10 protein-coding genes are annotated in these 17,871 nt (G+C 67.4%); 6 read left to right on the forward strand and 4 right to left on the reverse strand.

Features of this window, described 5'->3' with window-relative positions; genetic code table 11:
- Positions 1–3: 3 nt before the first annotated feature.
- From EIK80_RS13570 to EIK80_RS13580, 3 genes are all read left to right on the forward strand, one after another.
- The gene (locus tag EIK80_RS13570) at positions 4–1,974 is read left to right on the forward strand and encodes a conjugal transfer protein TraG (RefSeq protein ID WP_125157539.1); all 1,971 of its coding nucleotides are present in this window, start codon (positions 4–6) and stop codon (positions 1,972–1,974) included.
- Positions 1,971–2,387: a ribbon-helix-helix protein, CopG family gene (locus tag EIK80_RS13575; protein ID WP_125157540.1), complete on the forward strand. Its 417-nt coding sequence runs from the start codon at positions 1,971–1,973 to the stop codon at positions 2,385–2,387. Before EIK80_RS13570 ends, EIK80_RS13575 begins: the two co-directional genes overlap by 4 nt.
- A 704-nt stretch (positions 2,388–3,091) precedes the next feature.
- On the forward strand, positions 3,092–8,287 hold the full coding sequence (locus EIK80_RS13580) for a putative Ig domain-containing protein (RefSeq protein WP_125157541.1): 5,196 nt from the start codon (positions 3,092–3,094) through the stop codon (positions 8,285–8,287).
- Between the two features lie 229 nt (positions 8,288–8,516).
- On the opposite strand, the gene EIK80_RS13585 is transcribed toward EIK80_RS13580, so the two are convergent.
- The 4 genes from EIK80_RS13585 to EIK80_RS13600 all read right to left on the reverse strand — a co-directional run bounded on the left by EIK80_RS13585 (position 8,517) and on the right by EIK80_RS13600 (position 14,847).
- Positions 8,517–11,315 (reverse strand): glycoside hydrolase family 3 protein, encoded by a 2,799-nt coding sequence (locus tag EIK80_RS13585; protein ID WP_199743470.1) that lies wholly within the window; start codon positions 11,313–11,315, stop codon positions 8,517–8,519.
- Between the two features lie 59 nt (positions 11,316–11,374).
- A complete protein-coding gene (locus EIK80_RS13590; RefSeq protein ID WP_199743471.1) occupies positions 11,375–12,718 on the reverse strand; it encodes an MFS transporter in 1,344 nt (447 codons plus the stop codon).
- A 333-nt stretch (positions 12,719–13,051) separates the two neighbouring features.
- Positions 13,052–13,960, reverse strand: coding sequence for a sugar phosphate isomerase/epimerase (locus EIK80_RS13595; RefSeq protein ID WP_158624680.1), 909 nt, complete (start codon positions 13,958–13,960; stop codon positions 13,052–13,054).
- A gap of 50 nt (positions 13,961–14,010) precedes the next feature.
- Complete coding sequence (locus EIK80_RS13600; RefSeq protein ID WP_125157543.1) at positions 14,011–14,847, reverse strand: 2-keto-4-pentenoate hydratase; 837 nt, start codon at positions 14,845–14,847, stop codon at positions 14,011–14,013.
- 309 nt (positions 14,848–15,156) lie between these two features.
- Here EIK80_RS13600 and EIK80_RS13605 point away from each other — a divergent pair, with 309 nt between their 5' ends.
- The 3 genes from EIK80_RS13605 to EIK80_RS13615 are packed head-to-tail and all read left to right on the forward strand — an operon-like array spanning position 15,157 to position 17,869.
- Positions 15,157–16,308: an amidase gene (locus EIK80_RS13605; RefSeq protein WP_199743472.1), complete on the forward strand. Its 1,152-nt coding sequence runs from the start codon at positions 15,157–15,159 to the stop codon at positions 16,306–16,308.
- A complete protein-coding gene (locus EIK80_RS13610) occupies positions 16,305–17,462 on the forward strand; it encodes an acyl-CoA dehydrogenase family protein (RefSeq protein ID WP_125157544.1) in 1,158 nt (385 codons plus the stop codon). The genes EIK80_RS13605 and EIK80_RS13610 overlap by 4 nt, the downstream gene beginning before the upstream one ends.
- A gap of 35 nt (positions 17,463–17,497) precedes the next feature.
- Complete coding sequence (locus EIK80_RS13615) at positions 17,498–17,869, forward strand: hypothetical protein (RefSeq protein ID WP_125157545.1); 372 nt, start codon at positions 17,498–17,500, stop codon at positions 17,867–17,869.
- Positions 17,870–17,871: the final 2 nt, after the last annotated feature.

A 17,871-nucleotide genomic window follows, 5' to 3' on the forward strand; every position in this document is an offset into this window, starting at 1 on the left:
GCAATGAACGGTACGAAAATCCTGTGGGGCCAGATCCTGCTGATCGCCGCCTTGGCGCTTGGCGGCGTCTGGGCCGCTACGCAATGGGTCGCGTGGCAACTGGGCTATCAGGCGGGCCTTGGACCACCCTGGTTTCGACTCGGCGCCTGGCCGCTCTATCCACCGCCAGCCTTCTTCTTCTGGTGGTTTGTCTATGACGCCTACGCGCCGTCGGTGTTCGTGCGCGGCGCATTCATCGCCGCCTCAGGCGCCATGATCGGCGTTGCCGTCGCGATTGTCATGTCGGTCTGGCGCGCGCGGGAAGCCAAGAAGGTGACGACCTATGGTTCGGCGCGGTGGGCGGATACCGCCGACATCAAGGCCACTGGCCTGCTTGGTGACGACGGGGTGATGCTGGGCCGGCACGGCGACCACTACTTGCGCCACAGTGGCCCCGAGCACGTCCTATGCTTTGCACCCACGCGGAGTGGCAAAGGAGTGGGCCTCGTCGTGCCTAGCCTCCTGGTCTGGCCGGGCTCGGCGGTGATCCATGACATCAAGGGCGAGAACTGGATGCTGACCGCCGGAGCGCGCGCCAAGTTCGGCCATGTCCTGCGGTTCGATCCCACCGACGTCTCTAGCAGCGCCTACAACCCGTTGCTGGAAGTGCGGCGCGGGCCGACCGAGGTCCGTGACGTTCAGAATATCGCCGACATATTGGTCGACCCGGAAGGTGCGCTCGAGCGCCGAAATCACTGGGAGAAAACCTCCCACAGCCTGCTCGTCGGCGTGATCCTGCACGTACTCTACGCCGAACCCGACAAGACGCTAGCCGGGGTGGCCAACTTCCTGGCCGATCCGTCCCGGCCCATCGAGACCACCCTGCGGGCGATGATGACGACTCGCCATCTCGGCGACAGCGTTCATCCCGTCGTGGCGAGCGCCGCGCGCGAGCTACTGAACAAGAGCGACAATGAACGCAGCGGCGTGCTTTCGACCGCTATGAGCTTCCTGGGGCTCTACCGTGATCCCGTCGTCGCCGAAGTCACCTCGCGCTGCGACTGGCGCATCGCCGATCTGGTGGAGTCGGACAAGCCGGTCAGCCTCTACCTCGTCGTCCCACCATCCGACATCAGCCGCACCAAGCCGCTGATCCGCCTGGTGCTCAACCAGATCGGCCGACGACTGACCGAAGGCTTGGAGGCCTCACGGAGCCGTCGGCCGCTCTTGCTGATGCTTGACGAGTTTCCCGCGCTGGGCCGGCTGGATTTCTTCGAGGCCGCCTTGGCCTTCATGGCTGGGTACAGGATCAAGGCCTTCCTGATCGCGCAAAGTTTGAACCAGATTGAGCGCGCCTACGGGTCCAACCATTCGATCTTGGACAATTGTCACGTCCGCGTGGCGTTCGCGACCAACGATGAGCGCACCGCGCGCCGGATCAGCGACACGTTGGGCACCGCGACGGAGATGAGGGCGATGGCCAACTATGCGGGCCACCGGCTATCTCCCTGGCTTGGACACCTGATGGTCTCGCGCCAGGAAACCGCGCGTCCGCTGCTCACGCCCGGCGAGGTCATGCAGCTGCCGCCGCACGAAGCCATCGTCCTGGTGGCTGGCGCGCCGCCGATCCGGGCGACCAAGATCCGCTACTACGCCGATCCACGTCTCGCTGGCCGGGTCTGTGTGCTGGACACTGCGGCGGGCGTCCCGAACGCGCGCATTGCGGCCGATTGGTGTGGCGTGGTCTCGGCGATGGCCACAAGCACGGCTGGGCGCTCGACGGCGGAAGATGACGGCGGGCTTAAGCGAGAACCTGACCTGGATAGTCTCGAAGTCCCACCGCCGCAGTACCGCGATGATGACGTCCATCTGGGCGTGGATCAGGAAGGTGACGAAGCCCAGCAGGGGCGAGAACTGCAGCGCCGGTTTACGGGCGTGGCGCGCCAGGCGGCGCTGGATCGTGACGACGGCATCCCGCTGGGGAGCGACGCATGAAGATCCCCACCAAGGTGTTCCTGACCAGCGATACCATCCGCGTCCTGGACGACCGCGCCCGCCGGACGAAACGGCAGAAGTCTGAGATCGTCCGGGCGGCCGTCGAGACCTATCTGTCGCCCGACAGCGCCGAAGCCGGGGAGGCGGCATTGTTTCGCCGGCTCGATCGGATGTCTCGGCAGCTCGATCGGCTCGAGCGCGACGTCACGATCGCCAATGAGGCCATCGGGCTCTTCGTGAAGACCTGGCTGAAGGTGACGCCGGCGATGTCGGCGGTGGAAGATCGGGCGGCGAGCGCGAAGGGGCAGGAGCGATATGCGGCGTTCATCGACTTGCTATCGCGACGGATTTCAGAAGGACGTCTCTTGCGCGAGGAGGTGTTGAACGACGTCCTCGGAGAGGGGCAAACATGACTCATCGCTTCCGTTGCGAACGTCCGCTTCCTGCACGAGGTCTTGAGCGGTAGCGGCCCGGCTGTTTCATCCCATTAGCCGACATTGGGAATGTCTGCATTTCGCTGGCGAGATTATTCCGCAATCGAGCGCGAAATCTTTGCTGCCGCCGAGCGCAGGTTCAGGCCGTATCTTTGTGTGAAGTCAGCACCGTAGCTCCGACGTCGGCTTTTTAGGTGGCGCGCTTGGCCCCGTTGCTGCGCTCCCATATCGTGAGGCACGGAGAGGTCGACGCTCGGTTGGCGGCCTAGGCTCCGCCGGCGCGCTGGCGCGCTGGCAGCTTGAACGTCTCGTTTCTGGAGGTCACCTGAACGTCGTGTTCTTGGAGGTGAGCCAACGTCACCTCTTGGCGCACCCTGGCTTTGGGCGGTCTGGCGCGGACCGGTACCCCGCGCACCTACGCTTTTTTGCGCTGGCGTTTCCCTCAGCTACCAGTCTCGACCGCTAGCGGGCGCGCGCGCAGACATCGCCGCAAGTTCGCCCGGTGTGCGCCACCCTGCGGCGATCCTCCGAACAGATAAGGGCAGGACTTCCAGCTCCCAACGTTGGGTGCGCTGCGCAAGGCGATGCGACGATCAGACGCTCCCGCCAGGGTGTAATCCTCACGACGGCATTAACCTCGCGCGACCTAAGCAGATCGGAGTTATTCCAGAACGAGCCTCAAAATGTCCGCCCACAAAGCCCAGCCGAATGTCGTGTTGCAAACGGTTGCGGCGCTTTTGCTGTTCGTTGTGTCTCTGCTGGCCGTGGCGCAGCCTTCACTGGCGGCGGACCTGACGTTCAGTCGCGCCTACCAGGGCAGCATCTCGGGCCAAACCTTCACCACCACCACAGCGCTGAACGCTGATGCTGGCTCGATCCGGTTCTCGGACGGCGGCGCGCAGCGCGCATTCCAAAACACCAGCGGCACGCTTTATTACAAGATCGGCGGTGTTCAGTTCTCGGAAACTGGGGTGCTCAATTCCCGCTATCCGAACGGCAACACCTTGATGGATGCCGTGGCTTTTAGTGGCACTGGCGGCGATCGCCTTCTGGTGCTTGGTGGATCCTACACCACGTCAGGCTCTTATAGCGGCAGCTCCAACGCCATCGTCGCCAAGCTCAACGAATATGTTGACGCGACCGCGCCCGACCCGGCCCAGACCACCCTTCTGGTCAATGGAGGATCCAGCGCTTCGGCGGCGGTCGGTGGGACGGCGACGATCGTTGTTACGACCAAGCTGACGTCGGGCGCGGCCCTGACCGGCGCAACCGTGACGCTATCCGGCAGCCCTAGCAACGCCTCGTCGATCTCGCCCAGCTCGGCGACCTCGGACGGCACCGGTAAGGCCACCTTCACGGTCACGGGCCTGCAGTCGGGCATGGTGAGCTACAGCGCCACTGCTTCGGCGAACGGCACGTCCACCACCAGCGCCGGCACGGTGTCGGTGACCTATACGGGCGTGCGCAGCGCGGCCCAGTCGACGGCTTCCGTTCCCAACGGCACGGCGGGCGCGACGACCACCGTCGTCATTACTGTGCGTGACTCCGGCGGGGCGGTCGTGACCGGCGCTGCGAGCGGGCTGGCCGCTACCATCGGCGGGACCAATGCCGGCGCGACGGTGAGCGCCATCACCGACAACGGCAACGGCACTTACAGCTTCACCTACACGCCGGCCTCGGCCGGCGTGGACAGCGTCGCCATTACTCTGGATAGCACCGCGATTTCGGGCTCCCCATACTCCAGCACGGTTTCTGCGCCGGCCATCGCGATCACGACCACGACCCTGCCGACACCGGTGATCGGCGTGGCCTACAGCCAGACGGTGGCGACCTCGGGCGGCACGGCCCCCGTGACCTTCTCGGTCTCGGCGGGATCGCTGCCGGCCGGCCTGTCGCTGGCTGCCTCGACGGGCGTGATCAGTGGAACGGCCACGACCGCAGGCGCATATAGCTTCACGATCACGGCCACCGACAACAACAGCGTGACCGCGACTCGTACCTATACAGGCACGATCGGCGCGGCCCTGACGATCACGACCGCTACCTTGCCGACGCCGGTCGTCGGCGTCGTTTACAGCCAAACGGTCGCCACCTCGGGCGGCGCCGCCCCGGTGACCTTCTCAATCTCGGCTGGCGCGCTGCCGGCGGGCCTGTCGCTCTCCGCCTCGACCGGCGTTGTCAGCGGCACGGCCACCACCCCGGGCGCCTACAGCTTCACGATCACCGCGACGGACAACAACAGCATCACGGACGCCAAGACCTATACCGGAACGATCGGATCGGGCCTAGCCATCACGACCGCGACCGTGCCCACGCCGCTGATCGGCGTCGCCTACAGCCAGACGGTCGCCACGTCGGGCGGCACGGCCCCCGTGACCTTCTCGGTCTCGGCTGGCGCGTTGCCGGCGGGCCTGTCGCTCGCCGCCTCGACCGGCGTTATCAGCGGCACGGCCACCACCCCGGGCGCCTACAGCTTCACGATCACCGCGACGGACAACAACAGCATCACGGACGCCAAGACCTATACCGGAACGATCGGATCGGGCCTGGCCATCACGACCGCGACCCTGCCGACACCGGTGATCAGCGTCGCCTACAGCCAGACGGTCGCCACCTCGGGCGGCACGGCCCCCGTGACCTTCTCGGTCTCGGCTGGCGCGCTGCCGGCGGGTCTGTCGCTCGCCGCCTCGACCGGCGTTATCAGCGGCACGGCCACCACCCCGGGCGCCTACAGCTTCACGATCACCGCGACGGACAACAACAGCATCACCGACGCCAAGACCTATACCGGAACGATCGGATCGGGCCTGGCTATCACGACCGCGACCTTGCCCACACCGGTGATCAGCGTCGCCTACAGCCAGACGGTGGCGACCTCGGGCGGCACGGCTCCGGTGACCTTCTCGGTTTCAGCCGGTTCGCTGCCGGCGGGCCTGTCGCTCGCCGCCTCGACCGGCGTGATCAGCGGCACGGCAACCACGCCGGGCGCCTACAGCTTCACGATCACCGCGACCGATAACAACAGCATCACGGCGAGCCAGGCCTATTCGGGAACGATCAGCGCGGGCCTGTCCATCACCACGACCAGCCTGCCCACGCCGGTGGCTGCCGTCGCCTACAGCCAAGCTGTCGCCACGTCGGGTGGGACGGCGCCGGTGACCTTCTCGACCTCGGGAGGGAGTTTGCCGGCAGGCTTGTCGCTCAACACGTCGACCGGTGTGATCAGCGGAACGCCGACGACGCCGGGTGCATATAGCTTCACCCTGACCGCCACCGACAGCAATGGCATTTCCGACGCCCAGGCCTATTCCGGCACGATTGGCGCGCGCCTGGCGATCACGACCGCGACCCTGCCCACCCCGGTGATCGGCGTGACCTACAGCCAGGCGATTGCGACCGTGGGCGGCACGGCGCCGGTGACCTTCTCGGTCTCGGTGGGTTCTCTGCCGGCCGGCCTGTCGCTCAACCCGTCGACAGGCGCAGTCAGCGGCACGGCAACGACCTCGGGTCCCTTCAGCTTCACCATCACCGCAACCGACGCCAACAACATCATGGACGCCAAAGGCTATTCGGGCGCCATCAACGAGCGCGTCTCGATCTCGTCGGGCGGTCTGGCGACGCCCATCGTCGGCCAAGCCTTGGACGTCGCCGTGACCGCCTCCGGCGGAACCGGCCCCTACGCCTTCGCTGTGTTCAGCGGCGCGCTGCCCGCAGGCCTGTCGCTTTCGCCGACGGGCCAAATTTCCGGCACGCCGACGACGGCCGGACCTTTCAGCGTCACGATTGAGGTCACCGACGCCAATGGTCAGAAAGCCTCGCTGACCTTGAGCGGTACGGTCGGTCAGGCGCTCGTTGCCGAAGATCAGAGCATCGAAGTCGCCTACAACGGTTCGGTCTCGATCACGCTGGCCAGCCTCGGCGCGGACGACACGATCGCCATGCAATCGGGCGTTTCCAACGGCAAGCTCACTGTTTCGGGCGTTGTGGCGACGTATGAGCCGGCTCAAGGCTATATCGGCTCGGACGGTTTCAGCTTCAGCGTCAAGCGGGGAGACGGCGCCTCCCGCGTTGCGACGGTCAAAATCAAAGTCCTGCCCCCGCCGCCGCCGACCGCCGAGTCGCCCACCGATCAGACCCTGGACACGACGGCGGAAGACGACGCGGCTGTGGTCGTCGATCAGCTATCGTTCGATCTTGCGAGCCTGGTGAAGGGTATCGTTACCGACGTGCGGATCGAGACGCTGCCCAAGCACGGGAAGGTCGAGATGGTGCGAGCAGCTGCGGCCTCGGTGGTCACCACGGCGGCTACACGTGCCAAATCCGCGTCAGCTGCCTTGGCCGCCCCAGCCCCCGCCTTCACCGCCGTCTACACCGCGGACAAGGGCTATGTCGGCCGCGACAGCTTCACGTTCGTCGCGATCGGTCCGGGGGGCGTGTCCGCGCCGGCCCTGGTCAACATCGAGGTGGTCAAGTCCAAGCCTACGGCGCCGGTCCTCAAGGTCTCGGCCCTGGGCGGACGCAAGGTCGTCATCGACCTGACCGCGGCCGCTCTGGACGGCCCCTTCATCGGCGCCGCCCTGGTCTCGAAGCCCGCGGAAAGCGTTGGCACGTCGCGCTTGGTCGAGGGTGGGACGGCTGACGACCGTCGCTACACTCTTGAGTTCACGTCCAAGGGCGCGACGACGGGCGAGGTGCGCTTCACATACACCCTGACCAACAGCTCGGGCGTTTCGGACCCGCTGACGGTTATCCTGACGATCGAAGCGCGCCCGGATCCCACTTTGGACACCGGTGTGCGCGCGATCAGCGATGCGCAAACCGAGGCGGCCCGCCGCTTCGCCAGCACCCAGATGGACAACTTCTCCCGGCGCCTGGAACGCCTGCACGGCGATCAGCGCGCCGGCGGCCTGGGCGTCACGCTAGGGTCGGGTGTCGCCGGTACCGGCGCCTGTGCGCCGACGGCGCGCACGCCGGAAGAACAGCGCCTGTGCCGTGAAGGCGGCGTGGCCGGCGGCTCGACCGCCGGTTCGCAGGGCCCTCGTGGTGTTGGCGAAGTCGAGGTCTGGTCCGGCGGCGCCATCATCGTGGGCCGACGCGATGCCGACAGCGGTCGCGCCAAGCTTAGCGTCCAGACCTCGGGCGTGAGCGGCGGCGCCGATATGCGTGTCTCGCCGACCCTCACCGTGGGTCTGGGAGGTGGGTACGCCTCCGACGTCAGCAAGCTGGGTCAAGGCCTGGGGCGGGTCGAGGCCAAGGGCTGGACCGCGGCGAGCTATGCCAGCTTTCACCCTTCGTCGGGCGCGTTCATCGACGCGGTCGCCGGGATCGGCGACCTGACCTTCGACACCCGTCGGACGGTCGCTGCCACCGGAGAGGTCGCTCTGGGTCAACGCGATGCGACGCTGCGCTTTGGCGCGCTCACCGCAGGGTACGACGGCCAAAAGGGTCGAGCTTTATGGTCGCTCTATCTTCGCGCCAAAAGCATCGACGGCAAGCTCAAGGCCTATGCCGAGAACGGTTCGGAGATCTACAGCCTGGCCTTCGATCGGCGCGATCTTCGCTCCCGTGTTGGCGTGGTCGGCGGGCGGCTTGGCCTCAGCTACAAAGTTGGCGACCTGGTCTTCGCGCCCCGCGTTCGTCTCGAGTACTCGCGGGAGTTTGCCGGTATCGATCCGCAGCGGATTCGTTACGCCGACTGGCTGGATGGCGCGGTGTACGAGCTTGGCGGCGTCGGCTGGAAGGGAGAGCGTGTCAGCCTAGAACTCGGCGCCGGCGCCGAGCTGGGGTCCGGCTGGACACTCGACGTGGATGTCGGCGGAGAGAAGGCTGCCGGCCTAAGCTCAACAACAGGCCGGGTCAGCGCCGCTAAACGCTTCTGACAAAGCTATTCGGGAAGGTGGACCAATTCCACCTTCCCGGACTCTCAAGCCTGTAAGAAGGCGCGAGCGGCGAGGCCAATTCGCCTCGCGAACGTCGCGTTCCCGAAGTGGCGTCAGAGTCCGCTGATGGCGCGGGGCAGGCGTTCGACAAAGTGCGTGAGGGCGAGCTGTCGCGGCGTCCAAGGACGACAGACCTGGAGCCGGCAAGATGGGTTCCAGGTCCGCACCCCTAGCGTACAGTCCGCCTAAGGGGCAGGTCGCGCGAAGAGGGACCGACAAACACCTCCCGCTCGCCGGTCGCATTTCGCCAGCTGCGGTCGGTTTCGCTCCAATACTGTAGTCGACGCGGCGTCAGGTGGATGCTCAGGGTCCGCGTTTCGTTGGGGTGAAGGGTGATCCGGTCGAACCCCGCCAAGGCTCGAGTGGCGAAGTCGACGCCGGCCGGCGGCGCCTTGGGTGCGCCCAGATAGACTTGGGCGACCTCGTCGGAGGTGACCTTGCCGACATTCTTGACCTTGAAGCGCACGTCTAGACCGCCGTCCCTGGCCTTGGCGACGTTCAGGTCCGAATAGGCGAAGCGGCTGTAGGAGAGGCCGTAGCCGAACGGGTAGAGCGGCTCGATTTTGTTCTTGTCGAACCAGCGATAGCCGACGTGCAGGCCTTCGGAGTAGACGACCTCGCCGGAGGCGTCGAGGCCGCGTTCGGGGTGGCGCGCGTCGTGGGTGGGATAGTCCTCCAGGCGCTTGGCCCAGGTGAAGGGCAGGCGGCCCGCCGGACTGGCGCGGCCCTGGAGAATGTCGGCGGTGGCTTGGGCGCCCTGATCGCCGGGCCACCACATGTTGACCACGGCCTTGACCTTCGTCAGCCAGGGCATGGCCACTGGCAGACTGGTGTTGAGAACCACAACGGTGTTGGGGTTGCGGGCGGCGATGTCCGAGATCAGGCGATCCTGGTCGCCGGGCAGGCCGAAAACCGGCAGACGGCGAGCCCAGGCGAAAACCACCACCTTCTTGGCGTTGGCCGCGGTTTCGACGGCCTGGCGATAGGTCGCCTCGCGCGCCTGCGGCGTCACCCAGTTCAGGCGCAGCTGAACTGGCGCGCGCGAGGTGTCATCGCTCGTGGTGATCTCCAGCGCGTGCTCGCCAGCCGTCAGCTCGACGTCACGGCGCACGTTGTTGAGACCATCGGTAGTGGGTAGGAGATTGTCTTGGCCGGCTTGGACGGTGTCGCCGTGCCGCGCCCCGATCATCGAACTCGTGCGGCCCACCAGCTTGCCGTCGACGCTTAACTCGGCGTTCGCGCCCAACACCTGAAGATAGAGCCCATAGCGCCCGTCCGCCGGGATGTTGATCTTGGTCTTCCAGACACCCGTGGTTCCGGCCGGCAGACGCCTTGCGCCGGTGAAGTCGATCGCGGCGTCTCGCCCGACCTGTCGGCCGTCGACGAAACGCGCGACGCCGGGCGCGCCGTCGTAGGACAGCAGCGCGGCCGGCGCCGGAACACCCGTCATGTCGTTGGCGAGCGCCAAGCTCACCTTCGCGCCCGGCGTCTTGGCCAAGCGCGCCGCAAGAACCTCGTACACGCCCTTCTGGTCTCCGACGACGCCCAGGGCGTGTTCGGCGTTGATGCCGAGCGCCACGACCTGGCCCGCGCCGGGCCCGATCAAGGCCAGATCCGCATAGTCGGCGGCCTTGAGCGGCAAGGCCGCATCGTCGTTCTTCAGCAGCACCGCCGCGTCGGTGCTGGTTTGACGGATCACCGCCGCGATCCGGGGATCCGGCGCCTGGCCGGTCGGCTGGTGGGTTCCACCGTCGAGATAGCCAAAGCGCGCCATCTGGCGCAGCACGCGAGCGGCCGCGCGGTCGATGGCGGCCATGTCGATCGCGCCGTCGGCGAGGCCGGCGGCGATGTTGGTCGGGTGCGGGTCGTCGGGGAACTGGCCGGCGAAGACGTCGGCCGAGGGCGGCCGGGGGGCGGCGTCTTCCTCGGGCATGGTGCGGGTGAAGACCTTGGCCAAGACGTCCTTGCTCATCTTCAGCGGCGCGATCGGCGCCGGATCGTTGTCGAAGTAGGAGCGCGTGATCGTCAGCCAGGGACTGCCCTTGGCCATCAGGCCGGGCATTTCCATGTCGAGGCCAGCCTTGAGGTCCGTCGGCTTGTGGGCGCCGCCCCAGTCGGAAGTCACAAAGCCCTTGAAGCCGAGGTCGCCTCTGAGAATCGTGTTGAGCAGCTTGTCATTGCCGCAAGCGAAGGCCCCGTTGACCTGGTTGTAGGCGCACATCACCGAGGAGACGCCCGCGTCGACCGCGTCGGCGAACGGCGCCAGATAGACCTCGTGCAGGGTCTGGGGATCGATCACCGCCTTGAAGCCGACGTTGTCATAACCGACGAAGTGCTTGGCCTGGGCCATGACGCCTTGGCCCTGGATGCCCTCCACCTGTTCGGCGCCCATGACGCCCGACAGGACCGGATCCTCGCCGAAGGTGTTCCAGCCGCGACTGGTGGAGATGTCGCGCAGGATGTTGATGAACGGCTCCAGGGCCACATCGACGCCGAGACGGCGCGCCTCCAGGCCGATGATGGCGCCGTTCTTCTGGGCGTCGAGGCGGCTGAAGGTGGCCGCAAGGCCCATGGTGGCGGTCGGCGCGGGGGAGGGCTCGCGCGTCAGAATTCCGGGAGGGCCGTCGGCGAAGCGCATCGCGGGCACGCCCAGGCGCGGAACGCCGGCCAGATAGCCAGCGACGGCCTGGTCGGTGGCCGCCGGCTCCTGGGCGCCGCGGATCAGGGCGATCTTGTCGTCCAGCGTCATCTTCGCCAGCAGCGCCGCAACCCGAGCGTCGTGGCCCGCACTGGTGTCGGGCCCCATCTTGGCCAGAAGGTCGGCTGCGGGCCCGGGGGGCGCTTTGGGGGCGGCCATCGCGAGGGGGACGCCGCCCTGCAGGCCCAGGGCGAGCGTCAGGGTCGCCAGACCGGCTGTTCGGCCCAGGCTGGATTGGCGTCGAGGCGAGGCGGCGGAAATTCGGGACATCGGGACAGCGGCCTTTGTTGTTCGCATGGGGTGACGGCGACGTCGCGCCGCCCGGAAAGCTAGCGTTCGGGCTCGGGGATCTTGGCGGCGGTGACAAAGCGCGCGAACGGGCCAGCGCCCGCCGACAGGATCAGGGCGGCCAGGGCTCCGGCCCCGGACATGACGATCGCCATGGACAGCCCCACGGCCTTGGGGCTGTGGAAGACGTGATCGTTGAGGTAGCCGATGAGGCCGTTGCCGACGGCCAGGCCGATCAGAGAGTTGAAGAAGATGAAGATCGCCGCCACGCGCGAACGCAGACGGGGCGGGGCGGCGATCTGAATCACGGCCGTGGAGGGCGGCATCGGAAACGAGGCGAAGAACATGGCCAGGCCCACGAGCGCGAAGGCGGCCGGCGCGTTGGGCGCGAAGGGGACGGGCAGGGCGGCCAGGGCCGTGCCTGTCGCGCCGACGATGCCGGTCAGGAAGGGGGCGTTGGCCCTTCCCGCTCGCGTCATCGCATCCATCAGCCAGCCGCTGGCCAGGCAGCCGCCGCCGCCGGCGAACACCGCCACCAGCCCAAGCCAGACGCCGCTCTCGGCGGGGGAGAGCCCGTAGCGGCGCATGATGAAGGCGGGCGACCAGCCCAGCACCGCAAACAGCGCCATGGCCGCCAGCATGAAGCCGGCGATATGGGGAACGAAGATCCGACGTTGGCGGCCCAGCAGCGCCAGGACCGCCGAGAAGGGCGGCGTGTCCTGGGACGGGCGGCGGCCATCGCCAAAAGGTTCGCGGATGGTCTGGCGGACCAGCAGGGCGACGGGCAAGCCCGGAAGGCCCACGAGGATGAAGACCAGTTGCCAGGGCGAGAGGCTGATCGCGCCGATCTGGGTGACGCCATGGGCGCTGACCAGGGCGATTACCGCCCCGCCCACCAGGAAGGCTATGCCCGCGCCCAGGAAGGAGCCCAGCGAATAGACCGCCACGGCGCGTCCAAGTCTGTCCTTGGGGAACAGGTCGCTGATCAGGGAATAGGTGGCCGGCGTCAGCGCCGCCTCGCCCGCGCCAACGCAAACCCGGGCCAGGAAGAGTTGGGCGAAGTTGCGGGCCAAGCCGCACCCGACCGTCGCCAGGCTCCAGAAAGCCACCCCCGCGGCGATGATCAGCGGCCGAGATTTGCTGTCCGAGAGGCTTGCGATCGGAAGGCCCATGAGCGCGTAGAACAGGGCGAAAGCCAGACCGCTCAGCAGGCCGAACTGGGTGTCGGAAATGCGCAGATCGGCTTGGATCGGCGCGATCAGAAGGCTGAGGATCTGTCGGTCGATGAAGGACAGGACGTAGGCGACCATGCACACGGTCACGACGTACCACCCTTGCGGATGGGTCTTCTGGATCGACGGCGCCATCGTGGCCTTGTCGTGCATCTTGAGCCCCTGTTCTGGCCGGCCCTGCTGAGCGCGGGCCTCGGCGCGATCGACGTGATTGCCCGTGATCGGGATTGCAAAGCGTCCGGTCCGGTCGGCCCCGCGGATCGCTTCGTTATGGCGACTTGGCGGATTTATTACTTGAAAAGTCAACTAATAAATCTCGACTTCGCGTCACCTTGGCCTGGCGGTGCGGGCGCCTGGCGGCGGCGCGGGCAAATGCCCGGTTTTTGAACTTCGCCCCTTCGGGTCCCGTGACGATCCCGGCACGAGAAGCGGTGTCGGAACAGGCTCTAGCGCCCCGTGGTCGGCTTGAACCGGCGGCGCGAGCGGTCAGATCCGCAGACGTTGCAGGTATCCGTAGGACTTGCGGATCTCCGCAAGCGGATCGTTCGACCGGTCGTACTCGACATAGAAGTGTCGCACGCCGCTGCGCCGGGCCGCGCTGATCAGCGCGGCGATCGGCAGCACGCCGTCCCCGACCGCGGCGAAGTCCCGGTCAGGTTTCATGTCCTTGACGTGGCAGGCCCGAAAGCGGTCGGCGTAGCGGGTGAAATAGGCCACGGGATCGACGCCCGCCTTGCTGGCCCAATAGAAGTCGAGCTCGAACTTGACCAGGGCCGGATCGGTTCCCTTCAGGATCAGGTCGAGGATGACGTCGTCTCCAAACCGCCTGAACTCGCGATCGTGGTTGTGAAAGGCGAAGACCAGCCCTTCGCGCCGGCAGAGCGCGCCGGCCTGGTTGAAGAGGGCAATGAAGGTGTCCAGCCTGGCGCGATCGGCAAGATGCGCCTCCAAGAGGATGGGCCAGATCACATAGGTCTGCCCGAGCGCCTTGGCGCTGACGACGGCTTGCTCGACGAGCGGCATCACGGTCTGGGGCGTGAAGGCCGCGCTATAGGCGGCCCTGACGCCCTCGGTCGTGGTTTCGCGCCGGGCCCAGGCCGAGAAGGCCGCGTAGAGCGAGGGCGGCGCCAAATGCTGGGAGGGCGACCTGAGGCCGTACTTTTCGAAGGTCGCGCGCACGGCGGCCGGATCGCGACCGAAGCTGCCAATGGTCTCGACCTCCTTGTAGCCGATCGCGGCGACCTCCCTGAGGGCGCCGTCGAAATCGCGCTCCAGAGGTTCAAGCACGGTGAACAGCTGCACGCCCCAGGGCTGGGCCGGCCAGGCGGCTTCAGCCAAGGACGCAACGCCCATGGCGCCGGCGCCCAGGAGCTTGCCGAAGGTTCTGCGATCCATGCTCTTCCTCCTCGATTCCAGACTTGGCGGGCAAGTCCTGGTCGGCGTGTTCATCGGCCTGGCGCGGACCAGGGCGCAAGCGGGCGGGCGAGGGCCTGGATCTCGCCCGCCCCGCCAAAGCGAGCCGTCAGGCGCTGGCCGGCGGACACCGGATGGATGCCGGTCGTCGCGCCGGTCGAGATCAGCGCGCCGCGCCGAAGAGGGCGTCCCAGGTCGTTGGTCTTGTTGATGGCGAACGCCAAGGCCGCGGCCACGCCGCCCGGAAGTTTCCCCGCGCCGCCCGCGCCGACTCTGACGCCATCGATCAGGGCCTCGCAGACAATGGCGTCAAGATCGGCGCGGGCGGCGACAGCGGGGCCCAGGATCAGACCCAGGTTGTTGCCGAAGGCGGCGATCGACAGCAGGGGCGAGCGCGCGTTCAGGTTCGGCGCGGGGCTTCCGGCGATCTCGACGCCCAGATGAATCTGGTCAACCAGCTCCAGAACGTCTTGCGGCGCATGGACGCTGTGCGGAGCGACATCCTGGGCCAGCCTGACGACAAACTCGACTTCGAGGGCCGCCTCACCGCCCTCGATCACATCGAAGCCCATGACCTCCTGGTCGCTTTGGGCGGTCTGGACGCTGGAAGCGAAGATGGGCCCAACGAAGCGGTCGTCCTCGACGCCGAGCCCGGCTGGATCAGCGATGCGGCCAACCTTCCAGCCGGCGACCTCCTCACCCCAGGCGCCGATGGCCGCGGCTTGGCCCGCATAGGCCTGGGCCAGCGTCGCCGGTTGACCGGCCTCGAACGGCTCGAAGGCCAGGCCGCGGCGTCGGGCCTGGGCGAGGCGCGCGCCGAACGTGATGGGTGACCACGGCAAATCCGCTGGTCGGGTCTCTAGAGGCATCGGCGGTCTCCCTTGGGTGGATAACTTGAACATTCAATTATTCATGAAGCAAGTTCCGAGAGGCGGTGGCGCGAGATTGCTTGAAAATTCATCAAAACCGATTGCCAGGGCCGGCGCGACGTTCGATAGTTGACATTTCACGTATGTCCGAAGCCTTCTGAGATTGCCGCCCGCCGCCAAAAGGTTGCGTTGGTTGGGGTTTCTCCGGATACCTTGCGAAAAAATAGTTGAATGTTCATCTAAATTGCGACACGTTTCCATCCCAATCGCGGCCTTGAAACCAAGGCGCGTGAACGCGCCGAGGATCTTGTGACATCTCCGTTTCTCGACATGATGACGATCGGCGGCCAGGGGCCGACCTTCGCGATCAAGGACAGCATCGACGTGGCGGGCCACCCCACGCGGCTGGGCAGCCTGGCGCTCGAACACGTCGCGCCCGCCGGCCGCCACGCCGATGTCGTCGAGGCCATCCTGGCGGCCGGCGGGCGGATTGTCGCCAAGGCCAAGATGCATGAGCTGGCCTATGGCGTGACCGGCGTCAACGCGGGCCACGGAACGCCGATCAATCCGCGCTGGCCCGATCTGATCCCAGGCGGATCCTCGAGCGGCTCGGCGGCCGCCGTGGCGGGCGGCGAGGTCGATCTAGCGCTGGGCACCGACACGGGCGGCTCCATTCGCGTTCCCGCCGCCTGCTGCGGCGTCTTCGGCCTCAAGCCGTCCTTGGGGCGGATCGCGCGGGGCGGCGTCACGCCAGAACGCTCGGACCTGGACAGTGTGGGGCCGATCGCGCCTTCGATGGCCGGTATTCAGCTGGCCATGACCATGATCGATCCCAGCTTCGATCCCTGCGCCCGGCTGGAAGCCCCGACGCTGGGACGGGTGGTGGTCGACGCCGATGACGAGGTGCTCGAAATCGTCGAGGCCGCGCTCGCTTGGACGGGCCTGCCGATGCGCACGGTCGTTCTGCCCGATCTCGAGCGGGCGTTCCAGGCCGGTCTCACCCTCATGGCTGGCGAAGCGTGGTCGGCCTACGGCCACCTGGTCGATGACCCGAGATTGGGCGCCGATGTCGCGGCGCGGTTGCGTCGCGCCGCGACGGTGACCCCGGATCAATTGGCGGAGGCGCGCGCCGCCGGCGAGGCGTTCGCCCGGCAGGTCGACGACGCGCTGAAGGGCGTCGAGGCCCTGGTCTTGCCCACCTTGCCGTTCACGCCGCTCTCCCTGGCCGCCGCGACGGATGCGGCCGCGGCCCTGGCCATCACCCGCCTGGTGCGACCGTTCAATGTCAGCGGCCATCCGGCGCTGACCATCCCGCTGCTCTCGACGACGGGTCTGCCCGTGGGCCTGCAGATCATCGGGCGCCGTCAGGGCGACGACCACCTCTGCGCCATCGGCGAACGGATCGCCGAGCGCCTTGCCGATCTCACTCCGACCCCGATCCAACGAGACCCCGCCCGATGAGCGCCATGCCTTCCCTCTCTCCCGTCACGCCGCAGAGCTTGGCCTCGTTCGAAGCATTGCTCGCCGATATTCGCGCCCGGCGGGCCGAGATCGAGGCGCGCCAGGCGATGCCGGGCGACATCGTCGCGGCCTTCCAGGCCCATGGCGTCTATCGCGCCTTGGTGTCGCGCCAATTCGGCGGCGACGCCCGCTCGCCGGCGGAGTTCTGCCGGATGATCGAGGCGATCTCCCGCGCCGACGGCTCGGCCGGCTGGGTCGCCAGCTTCGGCGCGGCGGCGACCTACCTGGCCAGCCTGCCGCTGGACACGCTCAAGACCATCTACGCCGACGGTCCCGATGTCGTGTTCGCCGGCGGTCTGTTTCCGCCGCAGCCGGCGGCGCGCACGCCCGAAGGATTGCGGGTGTCGGGGCGCTGGCGGTTTGGCAGCGGCAGTCCCGGAGCCAGCTTGATCGGCGTGGGCGTGGTCATCAAGGACGACGAGACCGGCGGCCTGCCGCGCATGGCCGTCCTGCCCGCCGACAAGGTGACGATCGAGCCCAACTGGAACGTGATCGGCATGCAGGGCACGGGCAGTCACGACCTGGTGGTCGAGGACGTCCTGGTGCCCGAGGACTGGACCTTCATCCGCGGCGGCGCGCCCACGCTGGACGAACCCCTCTATCGCTATCCGGCCATGGCCCTGGCGGCCCAGGTCCTGGCCGTCGTCGGCCTGGGCGTGGCCCGCGCCGCGCTCGACGAGATCGTCGAGATGGCGTCGGTGAAGACCTCGATCACCGGCGGGCCGCGCCTGGGCGATCGACCCTGGACCCAGATCGAGGTCGCGCGCCAGGAGGCGTCCCTCAACGCCGCGCGGTCCTGGTTCTACGAGGCCACCGAGGCGCTGTGGGCCAGGGTCCAGGCCGGCCAAGCCCTGACGGCCGCCGACGTCACGCCGATGCGTCTGGCGTCGATCCATGCCGCCCAGGTCGCCGCACAAGTGGCTCAGGCGGTCTTCAGGCTGGCCGGCACGACGGCGATCTTCGTCGATCACCCGCTGTCGCGGCATGTGCGCGACGCCATGGTCGTCTCCCAGCACGCCTTCCTGTCCGAAGGTCATCAGCAGGCGGCCGGGCGCATCCTGCTGGGGGGCGAGGGCGCCCCGAGCTTTCCCTGATCCCCGCTGTCTCCTCCTGTCCAAGGCCTGATTTCATGTCCGAGATCCAACCCAAGATCCGCACCCTGTTTTGCATGGCGGTGCTGCAGACCTTCTTCGACCTTCCCGCCAGCGAGATCGGCGGCGTCTGGCAGGCGACCGGTCGGATGTTGCGCGGCATCGCCGACATTCCCGGGGCCGAGATCCTCGGCACGCTCGACGATGACCAGACCATGGTGGGAACCTCGCCCGCGGGCTGGCCCTGGACGTTCTACATCCTGGCCGACATGCCCGATCGCGACAGCGTCGTGGCCGCCTGCAACCTCTTTCGCACGATCGAGGTGGGCGAGCATCGTCTCTGGAAATACATCCGCGTCGAGGCCCGCCTGGGCCGCGAGCTGGTGATCCCGGCCGCCGCGCGCGACTGAGC

The sequence above is a fragment of the Caulobacter sp. 602-1 genome (assembly GCF_003931565.1).
Taxonomy (GTDB): domain Bacteria; phylum Pseudomonadota; class Alphaproteobacteria; order Caulobacterales; family Caulobacteraceae; genus Caulobacter.